Raw genomic sequence first — 22,189 nt, forward strand, 5'->3', positions numbered from 1 at the left:
CAGAATGACACTGGCAAGTTTTTTGCTTTGGGAATTCGTTTATACTTTCGAGATGAGTGTAACCGATGCCAAAATCTTGCCAAAATCTTTTAACGCCACCCGCGCGCTGGAACTTGCACGCCAAACGCTGCAAATCGAAGCCGACGCCATCCTCGCCCTGAAACACCGGATTTCCGACAATGCCGATGCGCCATTTGCGCAAGCGGTTGCGCTGTTGCTGAACTGCAGCGGCCGCGTGGTCGTTTCCGGAATCGGAAAATCCGGTCACATCGCCCGCAAAATTGCGGCGACACTGGCCTCAACCGGGACCCCCGCCCTGTTCATCCATCCAGCCGAAGCCGCCCATGGCGATCTTGGCATGGTGACGGAAAATGATGCTTTTATCGCCATTTCCAACTCCGGCGAAACCGCTGAGCTGATGGCGATAGTGCCTATCGTCAAACGCATGGGCGCAACCCTGATCGCGATGACCGGCAACGATGACTCCGGACTGGCGCAACTGGCAACGGTCCATCTCAACGTCAAGGTAGATCAAGAAGCGTGCCCGCTGAATCTGGCGCCGACCGCGAGTACTACCGCGACCTTGGCGCTGGGCGACGCGTTGGCGGTGGCTTTGCTGGATGCGCGCGGCTTTCGCGAAGAGGATTTCGCCCGCTCCCATCCCGGCGGCGCTCTCGGCCGCCGTTTGCTGACCCACGTGCGCGATGTGATGCGCAGCGGCGACGAGATTCCGGCAGTCACCGCCGATGTGTCCCTATCGGCTGCATTGCTCGAAATCACCCGCAAAGGGATCGCCATGACCGCCGTGGTGGACGACAAATTTCATCCTGTCGGCGTGTTTACCGATGGCGATCTGCGTCGTTTGATCGAACACGTACAAGATTTTTCCAAGCTGTCTATCGCTGATGTGATGCATGCCAATCCGCGCAGCGTCGGACCGGATCAGCTGGCGGTCGACGCGGTACAGATAATGGAGAAGTTCCGCATCAATCAGTTGCTGGTGACGGATCTCGACGGCACGCTGGTCGGGGCGCTGCATATCCACGACCTGACCCGCGCCAAGGTGATTTGATGGCTGTCATCGACAACACCGTCGGCGCGAGTGCGGAAGTATTGGTCCGCGCAGCGCAAGTCCGGCTGATGATTTTTGACGTCGATGGCGTTCTGACTGATGGCGGCCTGTTGTTTGGTGCTGACGGCGAACAGCTGAAACGCTTCAATGTGCTCGATGGTCTGGGCATCAAACTGCTGCAACAGGCAGGCATCGCCACCGCCATCATCAGCGCCCGTCAATCGGCAATTGTCAGCCGTCGCGCCAGCGATCTCGGTATCACGCATGTCCATCAGGGCGTGCATGACAAACATGCCGCGTTCCTGGCGTTATTGGCGCAGCTCAAGCTAACGGCGGATGGCTGCGGCTTTATTGGCGACGACATCATTGACCTGCCGATTCTGGCGCGCGCCGGCTTCGCTGTCAGCGTTCCTAACGGCCATCACGAAGTCAGATCGCGCGTGCACTACGTCACACAGGCCAGCGGCGGCCATGGCGCAGCGCGTGAAGTATGCGATTTGATTCTCCGTGCTCAAAACAAGTATGAAGCTGCTCTGGCACCGTATTTGAGCGCCATTCCCGGGTGCTGAAGGCTGTATGAAAAACCTGCGTTCAACCTTTCGCCTCCGTTTCATGTTGCTGCTGGCGCTGTGCGTGGCACTGACGCTGGGCAGCTTCTGGATCATGGAAGTGATGCGTAAAGATACTGAGCAAATGATGCCGCGCGCGCCGCGTGTTGCGCCTGACTATTACGTCGAAAAATTTAACTATGTGCAACTGGCCGTCAATGGCCAGCCGCGCTACAACATCTCCGGACAGCGCCTGACGCACAATCCCGGCGACGACTCATTTGACGTAACGCTGCCGGTGATCCACAGCCTGGACAAAGAAAGCCCGCCAATGACCTTGCGCTCCGACACCGCCAAGATCGAAGACAACAATAGCAAAGTCAATATGTATGGCAATGTCAACGCGGATCGCCCGGCAACCGCAAAGTCCTCGAAGCTCCATTTGCAGTCCGACTACCTGTTGCTGTTGCCTGACGACGACATCATGAAAAGCGACAAGCCGGTCGAGATCACGATCGACCAATCGAAAATGACGGGTACCGGCATGTATGCCAACAACGCGACGCGAGAATTGCGCCTGCTGAGCAATGTCCGCGGCACCTATCGCGCGGCACCGCGCCAACCGTAAGCAAGCCGCTCGCATACCCAGATAATGCCTTGTGACGTTATCCTTTTTTCAGGACTTTTTATGAAACGTGTTCTTTTTTTATCGCTACTTGCATTGCAACTGATGTTGATGTCGGGTGCGCGCGCCGAGAAAGCCGATGCCGATAAACCGTCGAATGTAGAAGCGAATCAGTTCACCCTGGATGACGTCAAGCAGATCAAGATCTTTACCGGCAATGTCGTCTTGACGCGCGGCACACTGGTAATGAAAGCCAACAAGGTGGTCGTCACCACCGATCCATCCGGCTACCAGTTCGCCACCCTGTATGCGGCGCCAGGCGGTCTTGCCACCTTCCGCCAGAAGCGCGACGGCGGTCCTGACCTGTGGATCGACGGCGAAGCTGAACGTATCGAATACGATGACAAAACCGAAATCGTCAAATTATTTTCAAAGGCCCAGATGCGACGCCTGCAAGGCAGCAAGCCTACCGATGTCGTCAACGGCGAATTCATCTCGTACGATAGCCGGGCCGAGTTCTACTCGGTCAACAACGATGTTTCCGGCACCAGCCAGCCAGGATCCGGGCGCATCAAAGCCGTCATCCAACCGAAGGGGAAATGAGATGACCGCCGCTAGCTCCAGCACGCTGATCGTCACAGGGTTGCAAAAAAGTTATGGTGCGCGCCAGGTCGTGCATGACGTGTCGTTGAAGGTAAAAAATGGCGAAGTGGTCGGCCTGCTCGGCCCCAACGGCGCCGGCAAAACGACCTCGTTCTACATGATCGTCGGCCTGGTGCCATCGGATGGCGGAGCGATTGACCTGGATGGCATCGACATCTCGCGCTTGCCGATTCATCAACGCGCCGTGCTTGGTCTGTCCTACTTGCCGCAAGAGGCATCGGTATTCCGTAAACTGACGGTGGAAGATAATATCCGTGCGGTACTTGAACTGCAGCGCCCGAATGGCAGCGGCCTCACCAAAAAACAAATCTCGGACAAGCTGGAATCCCTGCTGCAGGAATTGCAAATTGATAAGCTGCGCGAAAGTCAGGCATTGTCGTTGTCCGGCGGTGAACGGCGGCGCGTCGAAATCGCCCGGGCGCTGGCGACTAATCCACGTTTCGTGCTGCTGGACGAACCATTCGCCGGGATCGATCCGATTGCCGTGATCGAAATTCAACGCATCGTCCGCTTCCTGAAAGAGCGCGGCATCGGCGTCCTGATCACCGACCATAACGTGCGCGAAACGCTCGGCATTTGCGATCGCGCCTACATCATCAACCAGGGCAGCGTGCTGGCCAGCGGCAGTCCGGACGACATCATCGCCAATGAATCAGTGCGACGGGTCTATCTGGGTGAACACTTCCGCATGTAACCGAGTCCCAGGCACCGATGAAACAGTCTCTCCAACTCCGCACCTCGCAACACCTGGCGCTGACCCCGCAACTGCAACAATCCATACGGTTGCTGCAGTTATCGACGCTGGAGCTGCACCAGGAACTGGAACAGATCCTCTCTGATAATCCGCTACTGGAACGCCTCGACGATCCGCTCGACAACTCGGTCCGGTTATTGGCCGACGGTGCCATCAGCGGCACCGCATCAACCATGGATGCGCCGACTGGCGACAGCGAAGTCAGCAGCTCGCCAACCGAACCGGAAGCTGGCGGCGAAGTTCAGGAAGCCGGCGAAAACAGTCAGGAAAACGTTGACGGCGGCGGTGATAGCGAATGGAGTTTTGACGACGTCGCCCGTAGCGCCAAGGCACCGGACGACGAGGATGCAAGGCCCCAACTGGAAGCACACGAATCGACTCTACGCGAGCATTTACTGGAGCAGATGCGTGAAGCGGTGGACCAGCAACGCGACCGTGCGCTCATTGAATTGATCATTGATGCACTTGACGAGAATGGCTATCTGGAGGAAACGCTGGAGGATATTTACGCGCGTCTGCCCGAGCAGTTGGAGATCGAAGTCGAAGAACTATTGACGGCATTGAAGATGGTCCAAAGCTTCGATCCGACCGGAGTCGGCGCCCGCGACGCCTCTGAATGTCTGGCACTGCAAATTAAGGCTTTTCCCAAGATCCCTTTTGTCACCCGCCGTCTGGCGCTGACAATTGTGCAAGATTATCTGACCTTATTTGCCCAGCGCGATTTCAATAAAATCAAGAAAGCGCTGGATTGCGATGACGAAGATTTGCGCGAAGCGCAGGTGGTGATCAAGCAATGCAATCCGCATCCAGGCGCTACCTTCGCCGGCAACACCTCGGACTACGTGGTGCCAGACGTGATTGTCAGACGGGCCAAGAATGGCTGGCAGGTGATGCTCAACAATGACGTTATGCCAAGACTGCGCGTCAACGCACTTTACGCCAACATCCTCAAACAAAGTAAGGGCGAAGGATCGCTCAATTCGCAATTGCAGGAGGCCAAATGGCTGATCAAGAACATGCGGCAGCGCTTCGATACAATTTTGCGTGTCGCCCAGGCAATTGTAGAACGCCAACGCAACTTTTTTTCGCATGGCGCAGTCGCCATGCGGCCTCTTGTGTTGCGCGAAATAGCTGATACACTAGGTTTACACGAGAGCACCATTTCTCGCGTAACCACTCAGAAATACATGCTCACCCCCCATGGGATGTTCGAATTAAAGTATTTCTTCGGTAGCCATGTTGCTACGGAGGCAGGTGGAGAGGCTTCCTCAACGGCGATACGGGCGTTAATCAAACAACTCATAGGAGCGGAAGATTCTAAAAGTCCTTTCTCTGACAGCAAGATTGCCGATATGCTCGCGGAACAAGGTATGGTTGTAGCTCGCCGTACTGTCGCAAAATATCGCGAAGCATTAAGAATTCCGCCGGTTAATTTGCGCAAATCTCTGTAGCTGTTTGCTTGTTTGCACAACCGTCGTTGTGTTCTGACTGATCGATTCAGCGTGAGTTGATCACCCGGAGTCCGAACCGCCAACGACACATTTGATAGGAGCGCTGTATGAACTTCACAATTAGTGGGCATCACCTCGACGTAACTCCCGCCATTCGCGAACACGTGCAAAACAAACTGGAGCGTATCAAACGCCACTTCGATCAGGTCATCGATATCAGTGTGATCCTGACAATCGACAAAATCACCGAGAAAGAAAAACGCCAAAAAGCTGAAATTAATCTGCGCGTTAAAGGCAAAGACCTGCATGCCGAGAGCATTGCGCATGACCTTTACGCTGCCATTGATTTACTGATCGACAAGCTCGATCGTCAAGTGATCAAATATAAGGACAAAATGCAAAACCACCAACACGACGCGATTAAGCATCTGCCCGAGGAATTACCGGTCGCAGCGACGTGATGGTAGCGGTTCTCTGAACCCGTCAACGCAAGAATCCGCTCAATAAACTGATTGAGAAAATTCTATACTGACAAATGAGCAAGGGCGCAGTCAATGCGCCCTTTGTTATTGGTGGAAGTCATTTGCGGGCGTAATGTTTGATGGTCCGATCAGCCCGACAAATATGGCCCCGATTCAGTCCATCATTGCTTCATCGCACCGAATACCTTGCCGATAATCGCACTGCCGGTACCAATCGGATCGCGACGAATCGCCTTTTCTTCCTCGCCTATCATGTAAAACAAGCCATCCAGCGCACGTTGCGTGACATAACCTTCAACCGTCGCAGCTTGTCCTGGCACCAGACCTGTTTTGCCAACCAATCCCATGGTCGCGTTGTATTGCGCCGAGACACCGTTACGATCGGTAATTTGCTTCACCATAGGCAGGAATTTCACACTCAATGGCGCAGCAGTTTTCTCTCTGAAAAAATCAGTGACCGACGTATCGCCGCCACTCAGAATATTTTTCGCATCCGTGACCGACATGGATTTCACCGCATTCAGCAATAATGGCTTGGCCAACGGCACAGCAGACTCTGCCGCGTGATTCATCGATACCACCAGATCGTCCAATTGCTGCCCCTTGCCCGTCATTCTCAAGAGTGGGCGAGCCTGCTCCAGCAGGCCTGGCAATTCAATTTTTACTTTGTCGTTATTCAGAAATCCATTTTCAACGCCGAGTTTGGAGACCGCGACGGTCGCGCCTTTCTCAAGCGCTGCTTTCAGTCCGGCACTGGCGTCCCGATTGCTCAAATCGGCCAGCGAAAAAGCCAACGCCGTGGACGCGGTCAATGAGATCGTCAGTCCCAGGCTCAGTGTAGGTTGAGAGAAAAATTTCATGACTGATCCTTTATAGAAAAAGTAGAGCGGATGAGCGTAGCGTCATCCACCATGTGACGTACGAAAATACGGGGCGGTATCAAATACCCACAGGCTTGCTTGGCCGCTGTATCTGAAGCGCCTGGCGCAAGCGGGTGCGGCGTTTCGAAGCAATTACAGATGACCTTCATCGACCAAAAACAGCCGTCGATGTTCGCGTATCGCATAGCGGTCTGTCATGCCGGCAATATAATCGGCGACCTGACGCGCTTGTAATTGCGCATGGGCCGCCTGCGCCGTACTGTCCTGCTGCGCCAATTGATAATCCGGTGGCAGCAGGCTCGGCTCGCCGACAAAACAGTCAAACAACTCGACTATAATGCGGCGCGCCTTGCTGGTCATCCGATTGACCAGATAGTGGCGATACAGATTCTCACGCAGAAAGCGCTTCAGCTCGGCCGCCTCGCGCGTCATCAGCTCCGAGAAAGCAATGAGTGGCGCGGCATCCCGCACGTCTTCGACGGTTTTCGGCTGCGCAGCCAGGATGCGTTGGCGCGACGTTTCGATCAGATCGTTGATCAATGCATTGATCATGCGCCGCACCGTTTCATTGATCGCACGACGACCACTCAGACCGGGAAAGATTGTTTCGACCTCACGGTTGTGACGTGCAAAGAAATCAATTTGCATCATCTGCTCCAGCGACAGCAGACCGGAACGCAAGCCATCGTCGATATCGTGATTGTTGTAGGCAATTTCATCGGCCAGATTGGCGACCTGCGCTTCCAGCGTCGGCTGCTTGCGCTGGATAAAACGCTGGCCGATATCACCGAGTCTTTTGGCGTTGGCCACAGAACAATGCTTGAGTATGCCCTCACGTGTTTCGAACATCAGATTCAAGCCGTCGAACGCGCCGTAGCGCTGCTCCAGCTTGTCGACCAGCCGCAGGCTTTGCAGATTATGTTCGAAACCACCGAAATGCATCATGCAGGCGTTCAAAGCATCCTGGCCGGCATGGCCGAACGGCGTGTGACCGAGATCGTGGGCTAGCGCAATCGCCTCCACCAGATCTTCATTCAATTGCAGATTGCGCGCGATCGAACGCGCGATTTGAGCGACTTCTATGCTGTGTGTAAGACGCGTGCGGAACAAATCGCCTTCGTGATTCACGAACACCTGGGTCTTGTATTCAAGTCGACGAAATGCGGTGCAATGCACGATGCGATCGCGGTCGCGCTGGAACTCTGTGCGCGTATTGGGTGCCGTCTCGCCGAACAAACGTCCTCGCGATGTCGCTGAGTGGGCAGCATACGGGGCGAGAGACGTTTCTGCATTCATCGTGGGGCAGGACCAGTAGCCAGGTGTTGTATCGTTGCCAGCACTGCTTCCTGGGGCGCCGTGGTGACCAGGGATGCTCCTAGCGGGTTCATCAAAATGAATTTGATTTGACCGTCTTCGTTTTTCTTGTCGATCTGCATCAACTCCAGCCAACGCGCAGCACCAAGATCCGGTGCGACAACCGGCAAGCCGGCGGCTTGTACCAGCGCGCTGACGCGTTCAAGCGCGACGGCATCAATGTAACCCAAACGATGCGACAGGTCAGCCGCCATGATCATGCCGCAACCAACCGCTTCGCCGTGCAGCCATACGCCATAGCCGAGGCCGGATTCGATTGCATGGCCGAACGTGTGACCAAAATTCAGAATGGCGCGCAAGCCGCCTTCGCGTTCATCCTGTCGCACCACATCCGCTTTGATTTCACATGAACGCTGAATCGCATATGCCAGCGCGGCGCTGTCACGCGCCATCAATTTGCCGATATTCGCTTCCAGCCAGTCGAAGAATGACGCGTCGATGACAGCGCCATATTTAATCACTTCTGCCAGGCCGGCAGACAATTCGCGCTCAGGTAGCGTTTGCAAAGTCATGGTATCGGCGATCACCGCCTGTGGCTGGTAGAACGCGCCGATCATGTTTTTGCCAAGCGGATGATTAATGCCGGTTTTACCCCCGACGGAAGAATCAACCTGCGCCAGCAAAGTCGTCGGAATTTGTACGAACGGCACGCCGCGCATATACGCTGACGCCGCATAACCGGTCAGATCGCCAATGACGCCGCCGCCGAGTGCGACCAAGGTGGTTTTGCGGTCGCATTTTTCTGCCAGCAAGCGGTCAAAAATCACCATCAGGCTGGCCCAGTTTTTTTCTTCCTCGCCATCCGGCAGAATGATTTCAGTCACCTTCTTGCCTGCTGCCAGCAGCGCTGCCCGCAAACCCGCAAGATACAGCGGCGCCACTACGGTATTCGTCACGATAGCGACTTGCTTGCCTTTGATCAGTCGCGCAATCCGATCGCCATCCGCCAGCAGCGCTTGCCCGATCTCGATCGGATAGCTGCGCTCACCCAGTTCGACCCGCAAGCTGATTGAGGGTGTGGAGGCGGCCGTGCCAGCTGACGAATTGAACGATTTTTGCTGAGTCATAGGAAATTCGATTGGAATGGTATTGCTGCTATCGGCAGAAGTAGCGCTGAGGTTGGCGGCGGTTTTTGCAAGATCCATTGCCGCATCAAGCGGCACATCGGCGTTGATACGCGTCATATCAAGCTGAGACAAAATGCTTTGCACCAGAAATTGTACGTTAGGCCGTCCTGTATCGATAATGATATCGGCAATTTCACGATACAGGGGATCGCGCTGACGCGACAGTTCTTCAAGCCGCCGGCGCGGGTCTGCCGTTTGCAACAAGGGGCGATTTTTATCGCGGCCGGTACGCTGCAGAATATGATGAACGCTGGTACGCAAGTAAATAACGGTGCCGCGGCTTTTCAGAAAAGCCCGGTTGTCCGGATCCAGGATGGCGCCGCCGCCTGTTGCCAGCACAATATTCTGACGTGCGGTGAGATCCCGGATCACTTCAGCTTCACGCTGGCGGAAACTCGCCTCCCCTTCAATTTCGAAAATCAACGGAATCGAAGCGCCGGTACGCGCCTCGATCTCATGGTCCGAATCGATGAACAGTTTATTGAGTTTCTTCGCCAGAGCACGGCCAACCGTGGTCTTGCCCGCGCCCATCAGGCCGACCAGAAAAATATTCCCTTTCATGTACACCGTACCATTTCACCACTTAACCTTTTGCGCAAATGCAGACACCGGCGTATAACCGGTGCCCCTGTGCAATTAATGCCCAGCGATCCGGTCAATGACGACTTTCGGTGTCAAGAAAATCAATAATTCAGTTCTTTTACTAACAACTGCCGTTTGTTTGAAAAGATAACCCAGAACCGGAATATCTCCAAGCAGTGGCACTTTATTAACATCATTTGAACTTGTCTGAGTATAAATACCGCCGATGACCACCGTTCCGCCATTTTCAACCTGAACCTGGGTTTGGACATGCTTGGTATTGATCGAAACACCGCCGGGAACGACCGCGCCAACGCTGTCATTCGTCACGTCGACCGTCAAGATAACGTTTCCGTCCGGTGTGATTTGCGGCGTTACCTCCAGCTTCAGATTTGCTTTCTTGAACTCAACCGAAGTCGCGCCGCTGCTAGTAGCGTTTTGATAAGGGATTTCCGTCCCCTGTTCAATCAAGGCTTTCTGTTGATCCGCCGTTACCACCCGCGGACTCGAGATAATCTTGCCTTGCCCATCCGCTTCCAGCGCCGACAATTCAAGACTGATGAATTTGGATGCTGCGGCATTGAACAGGGTCAACGCCACGGAACCTGCGGTACCAGTGCTAGGAGCCGCAGGCAAATTCACGGCACTCTGTCCGAGAGCGGGAATGGTTGCTGCTGTTCCTCCTGTCGATGTTGTCGTGGATGCCGCTTGCTGACCGCCAGCTGCGACATTCGCGCTACTAAAGCCAAACCCAAGCTTGGCGCCGAGGTTACGGCTGAAGCCGTCATTCGCCTCGACCATGCGTGCCTCGATCAAAACCTGGCGTGAAGCAATATCGATCTTCGTGACCAGACCACGAATATTTTCCAATACAGTCGGCGTATCGGTAATGAACAATTGGTTGGTCCGTGGATCGATTACGGCGCTGCCACGCTTGGACAAAATGCTGTTCTTTTTGTCGCCACCGCTACCGCCATCGTCACTGATGCCGAAAACTTTTTTGAACGCATCTGCCTTTTGATAGTTCAGTTGGAACGACTCGGTGCGCAGTGGCTCCAGATCGGCAATCTGGGCGCGTTGCTCGAGTTCCAGTTTCTCCTTGGTCAGCAACTCATCTCTCGGCGCGATCCAGATTACCGAGCCGTTCTTGCGCATGTCCAGTCCTTTGGATTGCATGACGATATCCAGCGCCTGATCCCATGGCACGTCTTTCAGGCGCAGTGTCAGATTGCCACTGACGGTATCGCTGGTAATGATGTTCAAACCGGTAAAATCAGCGATCACCTGTAATACCGCACGCAGTTCGACGTTCTGGAAATTCAGTGAAAGTTTGTCGCCACGATAATTCCGTACGCCCTGCCCTAATTTATTCGGTTGTTCCTTAATCGGTTTGACCTCAATCACCAGTTGGGAGTCACTTTGATAGGCGCTGTGTTCCCACAGGCCTTTCGGCTCGATTACCATGCGCACATTTTCACCCTGCGCCATGGTCGTGATAGTGCGTACCGGCGTGCCGAAATCACCGACATCCAGTTTGCGGCGCAATGCCGCGGGCAAACTTGTCTTGATGAAATCGACCACAATCGATTGACCTTGTTGTCGCACGTCAACCACCACTTGCTTGCTCGGCAGGTCGACCACAATGCGTCCTTCGCCAGTGCTGCCACGGCGGAAATCGATATCGCGCAACGCCGGTTTACCGTCTTGCATGGCGGCTGAAGGATATGCCACTGGCGTCGCTTTTGCCGGCGTTGAAGTCGACGCTAACACGGCGGCAGGGGCGATGGGCACACCGACCGAATTCACTGCCGTTGCGACCCCACCCGAGCCATCAATCGTCACGACGACTGCGCTCCCCTCCATTGCCAAGGCATAATTTAACGGCCGCTTGAGATTAAAGACCAGGCGCGCACGATCGTCACTCTGCGCAACAATCACATTGCGCACATCGCCCAAACTCACGTCCTGCACTGTCTTGCCGGTCGCATTCCCAACACCGGGGAAATCCAGCGCAATCCGGGCCGGACTGACAATCGCAAACCCCGTCGGTAGCGCGCTCAGCGGCTTTTTGAGATGAATCGTCACTATGGTGTTAGCACCTTGATGATTGGCGCTAATCGACGTAATCACGTTGTCGTCCGCCATCGCAGGACGTCCAAAAGCGACTAGCAAAACCAGTGCTGCCGCCATTAACGCTTTGTGACGAATCACATTCAGGCATGCGAATGGCGCCCTGACTATTCCCCTTGCTGCACCCGTTTCTGCACTCATTTTTTGCTCTCCTGCAAAGCTAACTTGGCTTCGCGCTCGACCCATTCGCCGGACGCATCTTGTACGATTTCTTTTAGATTTACTTCGGTCTCGCTGATGCGGGTAATCATGCCGAAATTCTGCCCGACATAGTTACCCACCTTGACCTGGAATACCGTCTTGTCAATTTGCAGCAATGCATAACTCAAACCAACTTTTTGTAAAGTGCCGACCATCGTGACAGTGTCCAGAGGATAACTTTCCAAAGCTTCCCGCCGACGCTCGAGATTTGGCTTCAAGCCATTCGAGTTAGCCTGCATTTTGGCCAACACCACCAGCAACTTGTTGGCATTGAATGGATCGATGCTGGTCTTGCCGGCATATACAAAAGGAATAAATTTTTTTGGTTCGGTCAGCTTGGAAATCAACACGTGCGTGTGTGCTTTGACATCCGTAATCCACTCCCTGACCTCTTGCACACCGCTATCACCGCACCCCGACAATGTCGACAGCAGCAAGAAAACGACCGGCACCCGGACCAAGCGGCCAATACGAAAGTCGATCATTTTTTGCCTTTCTGCTTGGTCGCATCGGAGACTTTGCGTTGCGCCGCCACTTCATCCGGATCCAGATAGCGGAAGGTCTTGGCGACGGCCTCCAATGTCAGCATGCCATCCTTGCCGGTGCTCAGACTCATATTATTAAGCGTGACGATACGCGGCAAATTGGCGATATCGCTGGTGAATGAACCAACGTCGTGATAGCCGCCAGTCACCTTGATATCAATCGGCAACTCGGCGTAATAATCTTTCACTACGACTTGCCCAGGCTTGAACAATTCGAACTGCAATCCTCTGCCCAAGCCTGCCTGGTTAATATCGGAGAGCAACGCGTCCATTTCGGCCTTGCTCGGCAATTGCTTTTCAAGCGTGACGACGTATTCAGCAACCTGCTTCTTTTGCTTGCGCAAACCTTCCAGATTAATTGCCTGCTGAATTTTGCTTTTGTATTCTTCTTTTAGCTTCAACTCTTGCTGTTCACCACTCGCGAGTTCATTCTGCTGATCGCTCCAATAGAAAAACCAGCCGAGCACCATCACCAGCAACAACACACCCGCTCCGCACAAGCTGCGCGGAACGATAGGCCACTGCCCTGGGTGACGTCCCTTCAGCCCGCGAAACTGGGCGCTGAGTGCAGCGTTCAATTCTTTCAAATCCGTCATCGTGCATCTCTCATATCAAGGCTGCTCTGCGCTACTTGGCGGCGGTTACTGGAGCGGCGACGCTTGTGCTGATCACTGCAGCGCCTGCATTTTTGGCTGCCGCACCGGGGGCACTGTCACTAGGTCGCTTAATACCGACATTGACGGTGAAATCGAACACCCGTTTGCTGTCCTTCCCGGTCCCAAGATTGGCGGAACGAATTTCAATCAAGTCGGGACGTTCCAGCCACGGCGAGTTATTGCTCAGATTGCGCAGCAATTCAGAAACCCGTTCATTGGATTGCGCGTAGCCGTTCAGAGCAACACGTTGGCCATCCTGCTTAAAACCACGCAGGTAAATACCTTCCGGTACCTGTTTGACCAACTCGTCCATCAAGTACACCGGTTGATTGCGATCGCTTTGCAAATCCTCAACCGCCTGTTGACGCGCCTTGAGAGAGTCGATCTCCTGCTTGAGGCTGGCGATTTCTGTGATTTCCCCATCCAGGCGCTTATTTTCTTGTGTGATGAACTGATTGCGTTGGTTTTGATTGGAAATGCTATTCGCAAAGAAAGCGCCGACAGCCAGCACCACGAGCAATCCGACAGTCGCTGACAGCGCCAGCATGGCAAAAAAAGCATTCTTGCGCTGCTTACGTTTTTCTTCACGATGGGGCAGCAGATTAATTTTAATCATCAGCCGAATCTCCGCATTGCTAAACCACACGCAACCAGATACGACGGCGCGTCAATCCGTAGCTGCTTTTCGCGCACGTTGGAGGCCAGTTGCATGCCTGTGAATGGACTGACTACCGAGGTTGAAATCTTGGCGCGCCCAGCCACCGCTTCCACCATGCCGGGAATGATGGCGCAACCACCGGCCAGGAATAGTTGGTCGATGCGCGTATACGGCGTTGACGTGAAAAAAAATTGAATCGCCCGGGTGAGCTCGACCGCCGCGCTCTCCAGAAACGGATTGAGTATCTCTTGCTGATAATTCTCAGGCAAATCACCGGTGCGTTTTTTGCTGTCGGCTTCCTCATAAGACAAACCATAAGCACGGATGATGTCCTGCGTCAGCTGATGACCGCCGAAGGGTTGTTCGCGTTCATAGATAAGTTGCCCGTCCAGCAGAGCGGAAACGTGGGTGGTTTGTGCGCCGATTTGAAATAGCCCGACAATCTGGCCCTGCCCAGCCTGGGGCAATTGCGCGATAATGCGATTGATGGCACCGCGCGCGGCATAAGATTCGATATCCATTACCATCGGCTTGAGGCCCGCAGCTTCCACAACCGCCACACGATCTTCGACTTTTTCCTTGCGAGTGGCCGCAAGCAACACTTCAACGTCATCAGGTGACTGTTGTGCCGGGCCAATCACGTCAAAATCAAGACTGACCTCGTCCAGCGCGAAAGGAATGTACTGATTGGCCTCTGACTCAACCTGTATTTCCAGTTCGTCCTCGCTCATACCGCCAGGCAAAATGATCTTTTTGGTAATCACCGATGCCGACGGCATTCCCAGCGCGACGTTCTTGGTGCTCGCACCGCTTTTTTTCCAGAGCCGCCGCACCACTTCCGATACCAGCTCGATATTTTCGATATTGCCGTCCACCACGGCGCCGCGCGGCAATGGCTCTGAGGCATATCGCTCAAGCTTTAACTGGTCCTTCCCTGCCTCCGATAACTCCACTAGCCTGACGCTCGAGGCACTGATATCAATACCCACTAACGGCGGGTTCTTTTTGCCAAATAATGATCCAAGATCTAATACCAAGAGCGCATCTCCGGTGAGAGTATTTTTTCGGGAACATTTCGCCAATCATTCAGTCCAATTGTCGTCTTTGCGGGCCTGATTTGTTGTTAAAATGTCCACAACCTCGTTTGCTATATTATTAGATATGAAATCGTAACAACAACCAGATCATGCTGTAAAGAAATTTACCTGTAAGCAATTGACTAAATGTTGCGCCACCAACATCCAATTTAATCCGCATCTATGGTAAATAGTCGTCAATGTGAATAGACGTTTATGCGACATATCTTGTGCGCTTTCTGTCTGGAATTAGCCACGAACATATAAATCAAAAAACATATTCACGGATTTGCAAGTTTTGAGCCTCAATCCGTGCCGCTATAATGCGAAGCATCATTATCGATACCTCAACACCTCGCATGACGCCTCCCGTTTCAGATTCGAACCCTAGCAATCCTCCGTCAGCGCCCACTCCGCGGCGGCGCATGCCATTGGCTTTAAGGCTGTTTTTCGGTTTTTTCGGCTTGCTCGCCGGTTTGCTGGTGATAGCTGCGCTGACATTCGGCTTCATGCTGGCAATGGCTTGGCCCAACTTGCCGGCACTCGATTCACTCACCGACTATCGCCCCAAGATCCCGCTTCGCATTTTTTCAGCAGATGGCGTTCTTATTGGCGAGTTTGGCGAAGAACGGCGTAGTTTGGTGCGCATTAACGACATTCCGGACGTCGTCAAAAAAGCGGTTCTGGCGATTGAAGATGACCGTTTTTATCAGCATGGCGGGGTCGACTATCAAGGCATCCTACGCGCGACGTTTTCTAATCTGACCGGCGGCGGCGGCGGCGCCAGCACCATCACGCAACAGGTTGCGCGCAACTTTTTCCTTACCAGCAACGAACCGACGTTCTTGCAAAAGGCCTCGCGTAAATTTCTCTACGAAATACCGTTAGCCTGGAAAATCGAACAGAATTTGACGAAAGATCAAATTCTCGAGGTCTACATGAACCAGATCTATCTGGGGCAGCGGGCCTACGGTTTTGCCTCAGCCGCGCAGGTTTATTTTGGCAAAAAACTGCAAGACCTCAGCATTGCCGAAGCCGCGATGCTGGCCGGCTTGCCGAAAGCACCGTCGGCCAACAATCCGATTGTCAATCCCAAGCGTGCTGTAGCGCGTCAACAGTATATTTTGTTGCGTATGCAACAATTGGGCTACATCACCAAAGAACAATACGAGCAAGCCAAAAACGAGCCTCTGCGCCTGAAAACCGGCGCAACCGAATTTGGCATTCATGCTGAATATGTCTCTGAAATGGCGCGTCAAATGGTCTACGACCAGTTTAAGGACGCTACTTATACCCGCGGCTTAAATGTCTTCACCACGATCACCAAGGCCGACCAGGATGCCGCTTATTTTGCGCTGCGACGCGGCGTCATGAACTACGATAAACGACGTGGCTACCGTGGTCCTGAGGGCTACATGACGATTCCGACCGGGTCGAAGGAACAAATGGATGACGCCATCGAAGTCGAACTGGCTGACCATCCCGACAGCGATGAAATCGTTGCTGCCGTGGTACTGGACGCCGGCCCTAAAAGCGTACGCGCGGTGCTGTCTTCCGGCGAGGAAATCACGATCACCGGCAGCGGCCTGAGCATTGCCACCAACCTGCTCAGCGACAAAGCGCCACCGCAACGCAAAGTCAAACCCGGTGCCATCATTCGCGTCATGCAAGAAGGAAAAACCTGGAACATCACGCAGATGCCGGCGGTCGAATCGGCGTTGGTGTCAACCAGCACCAGCGACGGCGCTATTCGTGCATTGATTGGCGGTTTTGATTTCAATCGCAACAAATTCAATCATGTGACACAGGCATGGCGCCAACCTGGCTCGTCATTCAAGCCATTCATTTATTCGGCATCGCTGGAAAAAGGCTTGTCGCCCGCGACCATCATCAACGATGCACCGATCAGTTTCGGCGGCGGTCAGACCGGTGGTCAAGTATGGCAGCCGAAAAACTATGGCGACAAATATGAAGGCCCGATGACGATGCGCAAAGCGCTGACCAAATCCAAGAACATGGTGTCGGTCCGCATTCTCGATAAGATTGGCGCACAGTACGGACAGGAATACGCCACCCGCTTCGGTTTCGATCCTGACAAGAATCCGCCTTATCTGACGCTGGCACTTGGCGCCGGTGCCGTCACACCTTTGCAACTGGCGGCGGGGTATGCAGTCTTTGCCAATGGCGGATATAAAACCAGCCCGTATCTGATCAGCAAGATCACGGATGCGAACGGCCAGGTGCTGGCGGAAGCACATCCCGCCAAAGCTGGCGAAGAAGACAGTCGCGTCATCGATCCACGCAACGCATTTTTGATGGACAGCATGTTGAGAGATGTTGTGCGTTACGGCACTGGCGTCAAAGCGATGGCGCTGAAGCGCACCGATCTGGCCGGCAAAACCGGTACCACCAATGACTCAATGGATGCCTGGTTCGCCGGCTATCAGCCAACTCTGGTGGCGGTCACCTGGATGGGTTACGATCAGCCGAAAAATATGGGTGACCGTGAGACTGGCGGCGGCCTGGCGTTGCCGATCTGGATCGAATATATGGAAAAAGCCTTGAAAGGGCTGCCGACCACCGAGCGCGAAGTGCCGGAAGGCCTGATCCACAGCGGCACTGAATATTATTACGCTGAATATCCACCCGGTACCGGCACGCAAAGTCTTGGCGGCGGTAGCAGCGACGCTCATCATGCAGAAGAAAAAGCACGGGACGAAGTCAAGAACGAATTGTTCTAGCCTAGCAAAAAAACATCTTGAGCAAGCGTTGAAAATATACTCCCGATATATTTTCAACCAGCCTGAAGTGCCCTTATCCCGCTTGCAGTTCCAGCTTGGCGCCCCCCTGTTCGCTGACCATCGTCGATAGCGCAGCAAAGAATTCTGAATCATCGCGTGTATTGCGCCATACGCCGCCTTGCAATTTGTAGTGAAAACCACCTGATTTGGCAGCAATCCATAGTTCCTGCATAGGGGCCTGGCTATTTACGATGATCTTCGAGCCGTTGTCGATGAACTCGATTTCCAGCACGTTGCCTTTACGACTACATTCGACGTCCAGTTCGTCATTGTCGTTGGCGCGCTCCAGTGCCGCCTCGAGCGCGCCCAAAGTAGCCTCGGCCGCAGCCAGGAATTCTGATTCTGTCATGCTAAACTCCAATCCATTCCATTTCGTTAAACTTACACAGTGATTCTAATCCGTGAAACCATCATTTGATTTGCCCCGCGTAGCAATAATTGGTAGCACGCTTGCATTCTCGCTCCTGCTGGCCGCCTGCGGTCAAAAAGGACCGCTTTACATGCCGAAAATACCGCCGCTGGCGACCAAACCCGCGGCTCCCGCATCGGTGCCGCCGAAAGCGACAAAAGATACAACCTCCGATACCACATCAGACTCGCCGGCAATGCCGAGCGTCCCGACACCACCTGCCAACAAATAATCAACTTCCTCATGTCCTATTTTTCGTATCAAAACGGTGTACTGCACGCCGAAAACACGCCACTGTCCAATATCGCTCAACAGTTTGGCACGCCGACCTACGTCTACTCCAAAGCGGCGCTGGTTGATCATTTTTCGGCATACGCCAACGCCTGCACCGCGGGTGGCCGCGACCAGGCTGATACGCTGGTTTGCTATTCGGTCAAATCCAACTCCAATCTGGCAGTATTGCAAGTACTGAACCAACTTGGCTCCGGCTTCGACATCGTCTCTGGCGGCGAATTGTTGCGCGTACTGGCCGCTGGCGGCGATCCACGCAAGGTGATCTTTTCAGGCGTCGGCAAAAGCCGCGACGAAATGCGTCTGGCGCTGTCGCACGACATTTTATGCTTTAACGTTGAATCGATCCCGGAACTGCATCGACTCAATCAGGTAGCCGGCGAGATGGGAAAGCGTGCGGCAATTTCGTTGCGCGTCAACCCGAATGTCGACGCTAAAACCCATCCGTACATTTCGACCGGCCTCAAGGACAACAAATTCGGTGTTGCCTATGAAGATGCGCTGTCCTGCTATCGTACCGCTGCCACGCTGCCGCACATCGAAGTGGCTGGCATAGACTGCCATATCGGCTCGCAATTGCTGGACGACGCGCCGTTGCTGGAGGCGCTGGACAAGGTGATCGAACTGATAGACCAATTGGCAAGCGAAGATATACATCTGCATCACCTGGACATTGGCGGCGGTATCGGCATCACCTACGATGACGAAAAGCCGGTCGCGGTGAGCGCCTATCTGCAGCGTTTATTCGCCCGCATCGACGCCTGGCGCCAGGAAAAATATCAAGGTGTGCCACTCAAAGTAATGTTTGAGCCAGGCCGCTCGATTGTCGGCAATGCCGGTATTCTGCTAACCGAAATTCAATATCTGAAATACGGCGCCAGCAAGAATTTTGCGGTAGTTGATGCGGCAATGAATGACTTGATGCGTCCGGCAATGTACGAGGCATGGCATGGCGTCCAGGCCGTTTTACAGCAGAACCCCGGTGCCAGCAGCCATACCTATGACGTGGTGGGGCCGATTTGCGAGTCCGGCGACTGGCTGGCACGTGCACGCACCCTCGCGGTCGAACCAGGCGACTTGCTGGCGTTCCTGTCGGCAGGTGCGTATGGCATGACCATGGCATCCAACTACAACACCCGCGGCCGTGCGGCCGAAGTGATGGTCGATGGCGACCGCGTGCACTTGATACGCAAACGTGAAGATGCGCGTGATTTGTTTGCACTGGAATCGACGTTGCCTTAAGCGCCAGCATACTGATATTGCTTCGGTAAAAATTGGGCACGGTAAGAATTCCGTGCCCAATTGCATTTCATTAGCTCGACGCCACCTGACGCTTTTGCATAGCTCCCGCCTGGAGTCCGCCCGCACTGCGTTTTTGCCTCAGGTACCAATACACCCGCACCAGCAGCAGCGCACCCACCAGCGTGCCGAACACTATCGGCTTTTCGAAGTTGTGCTTCCCTGCGCGCATCCACCAGAAATGTAGAATGCCGAGCATCGCAATCAAATACACAGTGCGATGGAGCCATTGCCAGCGCTTGCCGCCAAAACGTTTGATCATGCCGTTGGTACTCGTGGCCGCCAGCGGAATCAGCAGCACGAAGGCAATAAAGCCAACCGTAATGAATGGTCGTTTGTAGACGTCTTTCAGCATTTCTGCAACATCAAAGAAGTGGTCGAACCAGAGAAACGTGGTGAAGTGCAATGCGACGTAAAAAAAGGTAAACAAACCCAGCATGCGGCGTAATTTGATCAGCCAGTTCCACTTTGTGAATCGTCTTAGTGGTGTCACCGCCAGCGTGATGCACAAGAAGTAAAGCGTCCAGTCACCGGTGCTGCGAGTAATGAACTCGATCGGATTTGCGCCCAGTTGCGCGGTCAACGCACACACAGCCAGCCGGACAAAGGGAAGCAGGGCCAACACAAACAGCGTGGCTTTCAGAATACGGAATTGTTTGGGACTTGGATTAAACATCAGAAAAACTTCTTTAAGTCCATGCCGGTATATAACGAAGCAACGTCGTTGTAACCGTTGAACATCAAGGTCTTGCGCTTCTTGGTGAAAAAACCGTCCTCGCCAATACGGCGTTCAGTGGCCTGCGACCAACGTGGATGATCGACGCCCGGATTGACGTTGGAATAGAAGCCGTATTCGTTGGCCGCTGTCAGATTCCAGGCGGTCTTCGGTTGCTCCTTCAGGAAACGAATCCTGACGATAGACTTGGCCGATTTGAACCCATATTTCCAAGGCAACACCATGCGTACCGGTGCGCCGCTCTGGTTAGGCAGTACTTCACCATACATGCCGAACGTCAGCAGCGCCAGCGGGTGCATAGCCTCGTCCATGCGCAGGCCTTCAACATATGGCCACTCGAGCACCGGGCTGCGCAAGCCTGGCATTTGTTTCTTGTCGGCCAGCGTCGTGAATTCGACATATTTGGCGTTACCCGTCGGCTCGACTTTTTTGATCAGTGCCGATAGCGAATAGCCGATCCATGGAATCACCATCGACCAGCCTTCAACACAACGCAGTCGGTAAATCCGTTCTTCCAGCGGCGCCAATTTCATCAGGGTGTCGAGATCAAGGATCATCGGCTTCTTGACTTCCCCTTCAATCGACACGCTCCAGGGTTTGGTTTTGAGGCTGGCGGCGTTTTGCGCAGGATCAGACTTGTCGGTACCGAATTCGTAGTAATTGTTGTAGGTGGTGGCGTCTTTGTACGGTGTCGCCTTATCCATCACGACGAAGGCGGGATTGGCCTTGGCGGCCAGCTTTTGGGCAGCCGGGTTCTGCGCCAAAGCTTGATGCGTGCCCAGCTCCAGCATCGAACCGGTGGCAATCGAGCCAAGCGCCAGTTGTCGCATAAAACTGCGGCGCGATTCAAACACTGCGCGCGGCGTGATTTCAGAGGCATGGGGGAGATCAATGACGTTTTGGCTGCGGCGGATCAACAAGCGACTCTCCAGTGAAATTCGGTAAAACGTAGCATGTCAGGCTGCTACGGTGGTTGCGAACATATATGGCCGTTGGTCGCCCGACATCGTCAATCCTTACAACGCTTATTGCTTATACGCAAAAAATTACGCTACAGATGCGGGTCGGAGCGCAAAGGAACACCGAATTTCATGAAAGAAGAAAACAACTTATCCGCCAGAGCTGGCGCTCGGACTAATGACCAATGTGGTCGTGTAATTCTGCCAATCGTGTAATCACCGTTGCTTGCGTTGGCATGCCTGGCTCGACAGCGCCGGCCTGCAATGCAAACACACGCATTCCGGCAGCAACCCCGGCCAGAGCGCCGGGCACACTGTCTTCAACCACGGCGCAACGCGATGGCATCACGCCCATCCGCTCGGCAGCATGTAAAAACAAATCAGGCGCAGGCTTCCACATACCCAGTTCATAAGCGCTAAAAATCCGCCGATCGAAATACGGTAACAAACCGGTAACACCGAGACACAACTCGATTTTTTCACGCGGCCCATTCGAGGCCAGACAGAACGGTATTTTCAGGGCCCGCACCAGTTCCAGCGCACCCTCTATCGGCTGCAGTCGTTGCTGTAATAAAGCAGCCGTGCGTTCACGCAGAATCGGCACAAACGCATCTGGCAACGCGGCGCCGCGAAGCTGTTCGATGGCGGCGACCCAGTCGGCCATCTTGCCGCCCTTGAACCGCTCCATTGCCGCCAGCGCAGTAAGCTGCACACCGAATTCCGCGGCGTAATCGACCATCGCTTCGGCAGCCAGCAACTCACTATCGACCAAAGTACCGTCGGAGTCGAAAATGACCAGCTCAATTGCTGCGCTCTTCGATGGTTTAACCAGGGGCACTGCGCTAGCAGGCAACGGCGCAGACATCAAA

At 54.1% G+C, this 22,189-nt stretch carries 22 protein-coding genes and 1 pseudogene; 10 read left to right on the plus strand and 13 right to left on the minus strand.

The window, feature by feature from the left end; genetic code table 11:
• The first annotated feature begins 52 nt into the window (after positions 1-52).
• The 7 genes from AC3CHX_RS25410 to hpf all read left to right on the plus strand — a co-directional run bounded on the left by AC3CHX_RS25410 (position 53) and on the right by hpf (position 5,574).
• Positions 53-1,072 (plus strand): KpsF/GutQ family sugar-phosphate isomerase, encoded by a 1,020-nt coding sequence (locus AC3CHX_RS25410; RefSeq protein ID WP_488644931.1) that lies wholly within the window; start codon positions 53-55, stop codon positions 1,070-1,072.
• A complete protein-coding gene (locus tag AC3CHX_RS25415; RefSeq protein WP_488630742.1) occupies positions 1,072-1,641 on the plus strand; it encodes a KdsC family phosphatase in 570 nt (189 codons plus the stop codon). Before AC3CHX_RS25410 ends, AC3CHX_RS25415 begins: the two co-directional genes overlap by 1 nt.
• A gap of 7 nt (positions 1,642-1,648) precedes the next feature.
• Complete coding sequence (gene lptC / locus AC3CHX_RS25420) at positions 1,649-2,248, plus strand: LPS export ABC transporter periplasmic protein LptC (RefSeq protein WP_488630743.1); 600 nt, start codon at positions 1,649-1,651, stop codon at positions 2,246-2,248.
• Positions 2,249-2,308: 60 nt separating this feature from the next.
• Positions 2,309-2,848 carry a lipopolysaccharide transport periplasmic protein LptA gene (gene lptA, locus AC3CHX_RS25425; protein ID WP_488630744.1) on the plus strand — a complete coding sequence of 180 codons (540 nt, stop codon included), beginning with the start codon at positions 2,309-2,311 and terminating at the stop codon, positions 2,846-2,848.
• Between the two features lies 1 nt (position 2,849).
• The gene (gene lptB / locus AC3CHX_RS25430) at positions 2,850-3,602 is read left to right on the plus strand and encodes an LPS export ABC transporter ATP-binding protein (RefSeq protein ID WP_488630745.1); all 753 of its coding nucleotides are present in this window, start codon (positions 2,850-2,852) and stop codon (positions 3,600-3,602) included.
• A gap of 17 nt (positions 3,603-3,619) precedes the next feature.
• Positions 3,620-5,113 carry an RNA polymerase factor sigma-54 gene (locus tag AC3CHX_RS25435; RefSeq protein ID WP_488630746.1) on the plus strand — a complete coding sequence of 498 codons (1,494 nt, stop codon included), beginning with the start codon at positions 3,620-3,622 and terminating at the stop codon, positions 5,111-5,113.
• Positions 5,114-5,220: 107 nt separating this feature from the next.
• Entirely contained in the window at positions 5,221-5,574 is a 354-nt protein-coding gene (gene hpf, locus AC3CHX_RS25440) for a ribosome hibernation-promoting factor, HPF/YfiA family (RefSeq protein WP_488630747.1), read from the plus strand.
• Positions 5,575-5,756: 182 nt separating this feature from the next.
• Here hpf and AC3CHX_RS25445 read toward each other — a convergent pair whose 3' ends face one another.
• The 8 genes from AC3CHX_RS25445 to AC3CHX_RS25480 form a co-directional block, all read right to left on the minus strand.
• Entirely contained in the window at positions 5,757-6,455 is a 699-nt protein-coding gene (locus AC3CHX_RS25445; protein ID WP_488630748.1) for a DUF4197 domain-containing protein, read from the minus strand.
• A 153-nt stretch (positions 6,456-6,608) separates the two neighbouring features.
• Entirely contained in the window at positions 6,609-7,772 is a 1,164-nt protein-coding gene (locus AC3CHX_RS25450; protein ID WP_488630749.1) for a deoxyguanosinetriphosphate triphosphohydrolase, read from the minus strand.
• A complete protein-coding gene (gene aroKB, locus AC3CHX_RS25455; protein ID WP_488630750.1) occupies positions 7,769-9,538 on the minus strand; it encodes a bifunctional shikimate kinase/3-dehydroquinate synthase AroKB in 1,770 nt (589 codons plus the stop codon). Before aroKB ends, AC3CHX_RS25450 begins: the two co-directional genes overlap by 4 nt.
• A gap of 75 nt (positions 9,539-9,613) precedes the next feature.
• Positions 9,614-11,830, minus strand: a complete 2,217-nt coding sequence (locus AC3CHX_RS25460; protein WP_488630751.1) for a type IV pilus secretin PilQ — start codon at positions 11,828-11,830, stop codon at positions 9,614-9,616.
• Positions 11,827-12,375 carry a pilus assembly protein PilP gene (locus tag AC3CHX_RS25465; protein ID WP_488630752.1) on the minus strand — a complete coding sequence of 183 codons (549 nt, stop codon included), beginning with the start codon at positions 12,373-12,375 and terminating at the stop codon, positions 11,827-11,829. The genes AC3CHX_RS25460 and AC3CHX_RS25465 overlap by 4 nt, the downstream gene beginning before the upstream one ends.
• Positions 12,372-13,031 carry a type IV pilus inner membrane component PilO gene (locus tag AC3CHX_RS25470; protein ID WP_488630753.1) on the minus strand — a complete coding sequence of 220 codons (660 nt, stop codon included), beginning with the start codon at positions 13,029-13,031 and terminating at the stop codon, positions 12,372-12,374. Before AC3CHX_RS25470 ends, AC3CHX_RS25465 begins: the two co-directional genes overlap by 4 nt.
• A 31-nt stretch (positions 13,032-13,062) precedes the next feature.
• On the minus strand, positions 13,063-13,707 hold the full coding sequence (locus tag AC3CHX_RS25475; protein ID WP_488630754.1) for a PilN domain-containing protein: 645 nt from the start codon (positions 13,705-13,707) through the stop codon (positions 13,063-13,065).
• The gene (locus AC3CHX_RS25480; protein ID WP_488630755.1) at positions 13,707-14,786 is read right to left on the minus strand and encodes a pilus assembly protein PilM; all 1,080 of its coding nucleotides are present in this window, start codon (positions 14,784-14,786) and stop codon (positions 13,707-13,709) included. Before AC3CHX_RS25480 ends, AC3CHX_RS25475 begins: the two co-directional genes overlap by 1 nt.
• A gap of 464 nt (positions 14,787-15,250) precedes the next feature.
• Here AC3CHX_RS25480 and AC3CHX_RS25485 point away from each other — a divergent pair, with 464 nt between their 5' ends.
• Entirely contained in the window at positions 15,251-17,566 is a 2,316-nt protein-coding gene (locus AC3CHX_RS25485; protein ID WP_488630756.1) for a penicillin-binding protein 1A, read from the plus strand.
• A 73-nt stretch (positions 17,567-17,639) separates the two neighbouring features.
• Here AC3CHX_RS25485 and cyaY read toward each other — a convergent pair whose 3' ends face one another.
• Entirely contained in the window at positions 17,640-17,975 is a 336-nt protein-coding gene (cyaY, locus tag AC3CHX_RS25490) for an iron donor protein CyaY (RefSeq protein WP_488630757.1), read from the minus strand.
• A 52-nt stretch (positions 17,976-18,027) separates the two neighbouring features.
• Here cyaY and AC3CHX_RS25495 point away from each other — a divergent pair.
• Positions 18,028-18,108: pseudogene (locus AC3CHX_RS25495) on the plus strand (hypothetical protein); the annotation flags it as partial.
• Positions 18,109-18,122: 14 nt separating this feature from the next.
• Here the strand turns inward: AC3CHX_RS25495 and AC3CHX_RS25500 are convergent.
• Positions 18,123-18,263: a hypothetical protein gene (locus AC3CHX_RS25500; RefSeq protein ID WP_488644975.1), complete on the minus strand. Its 141-nt coding sequence runs from the start codon at positions 18,261-18,263 to the stop codon at positions 18,123-18,125.
• A gap of 15 nt (positions 18,264-18,278) precedes the next feature.
• Between AC3CHX_RS25500 and lysA the strand changes: the two genes are divergently transcribed.
• Positions 18,279-19,568, plus strand: coding sequence for a diaminopimelate decarboxylase (gene lysA, locus AC3CHX_RS25505; protein ID WP_488630758.1), 1,290 nt, complete (start codon positions 18,279-18,281; stop codon positions 19,566-19,568).
• 70 nt (positions 19,569-19,638) lie between these two features.
• Here the strand turns inward: lysA and msrQ are convergent, their stop codons facing one another.
• The 3 genes from msrQ to AC3CHX_RS25520 all read right to left on the minus strand — a co-directional run bounded on the left by msrQ (position 19,639) and on the right by AC3CHX_RS25520 (position 22,185).
• Positions 19,639-20,301: a protein-methionine-sulfoxide reductase heme-binding subunit MsrQ gene (gene msrQ / locus AC3CHX_RS25510; RefSeq protein WP_488630759.1), complete on the minus strand. Its 663-nt coding sequence runs from the start codon at positions 20,299-20,301 to the stop codon at positions 19,639-19,641.
• The gene (msrP, locus tag AC3CHX_RS25515) at positions 20,301-21,281 is read right to left on the minus strand and encodes a protein-methionine-sulfoxide reductase catalytic subunit MsrP (protein WP_488630760.1); all 981 of its coding nucleotides are present in this window, start codon (positions 21,279-21,281) and stop codon (positions 20,301-20,303) included. The genes msrQ and msrP overlap by 1 nt, the downstream gene beginning before the upstream one ends.
• Positions 21,282-21,495: 214 nt before the next feature.
• A complete protein-coding gene (locus tag AC3CHX_RS25520) occupies positions 21,496-22,185 on the minus strand; it encodes an HAD family hydrolase (RefSeq protein ID WP_488630761.1) in 690 nt (229 codons plus the stop codon).
• Between the last annotated feature and the right edge of the window lie 4 nt (positions 22,186-22,189).

This window comes from Glaciimonas sp. OK215, from assembly GCF_057787885.1.

Bases quoted from the DNA above. Each gene is read 5' to 3' on its own strand.
- AC3CHX_RS25410 (WP_488644931.1), top strand. From the start codon at position 53: ATGAGTGTAACCGATGCCAAAATCTTGCCAAAATCTTTTAACGCCACC.
- AC3CHX_RS25460 (WP_488630751.1), bottom strand. From the start codon at position 11,830: ATGAGTGCAGAAACGGGTGCAGCAAGGGGAATAGTCAGGGCGCCATTC.
- AC3CHX_RS25415 (WP_488630742.1), top strand. From the start codon at position 1,072: ATGGCTGTCATCGACAACACCGTCGGCGCGAGTGCGGAAGTATTGGTC.
- lysA (WP_488630758.1), top strand. From the start codon at position 18,279: ATGTCCTATTTTTCGTATCAAAACGGTGTACTGCACGCCGAAAACACG.
- AC3CHX_RS25465 (WP_488630752.1), bottom strand. From the start codon at position 12,375: ATGATCGACTTTCGTATTGGCCGCTTGGTCCGGGTGCCGGTCGTTTTC.
- lptC (WP_488630743.1), top strand. From the start codon at position 1,649: ATGAAAAACCTGCGTTCAACCTTTCGCCTCCGTTTCATGTTGCTGCTG.
- AC3CHX_RS25470 (WP_488630753.1), bottom strand. From the start codon at position 13,031: ATGACGGATTTGAAAGAATTGAACGCTGCACTCAGCGCCCAGTTTCGC.
- AC3CHX_RS25445 (WP_488630748.1), bottom strand. From the start codon at position 6,455: ATGAAATTTTTCTCTCAACCTACACTGAGCCTGGGACTGACGATCTCA.
- lptB (WP_488630745.1), top strand. From the start codon at position 2,850: ATGACCGCCGCTAGCTCCAGCACGCTGATCGTCACAGGGTTGCAAAAA.
- cyaY (WP_488630757.1), bottom strand. From the start codon at position 17,975: ATGACAGAATCAGAATTCCTGGCTGCGGCCGAGGCTACTTTGGGCGCG.
- hpf (WP_488630747.1), top strand. From the start codon at position 5,221: ATGAACTTCACAATTAGTGGGCATCACCTCGACGTAACTCCCGCCATT.
- aroKB (WP_488630750.1), bottom strand. From the start codon at position 9,538: ATGAAAGGGAATATTTTTCTGGTCGGCCTGATGGGCGCGGGCAAGACC.
- AC3CHX_RS25450 (WP_488630749.1), bottom strand. From the start codon at position 7,772: ATGAATGCAGAAACGTCTCTCGCCCCGTATGCTGCCCACTCAGCGACA.
- AC3CHX_RS25485 (WP_488630756.1), top strand. From the start codon at position 15,251: ATGCCATTGGCTTTAAGGCTGTTTTTCGGTTTTTTCGGCTTGCTCGCC.
- lptA (WP_488630744.1), top strand. From the start codon at position 2,309: ATGAAACGTGTTCTTTTTTTATCGCTACTTGCATTGCAACTGATGTTG.
- AC3CHX_RS25435 (WP_488630746.1), top strand. From the start codon at position 3,620: ATGAAACAGTCTCTCCAACTCCGCACCTCGCAACACCTGGCGCTGACC.
- AC3CHX_RS25520 (WP_488630761.1), bottom strand. From the start codon at position 22,185: ATGTCTGCGCCGTTGCCTGCTAGCGCAGTGCCCCTGGTTAAACCATCG.
- AC3CHX_RS25475 (WP_488630754.1), bottom strand. From the start codon at position 13,707: ATGATTAAAATTAATCTGCTGCCCCATCGTGAAGAAAAACGTAAGCAG.
- msrQ (WP_488630759.1), bottom strand. From the start codon at position 20,301: ATGTTTAATCCAAGTCCCAAACAATTCCGTATTCTGAAAGCCACGCTG.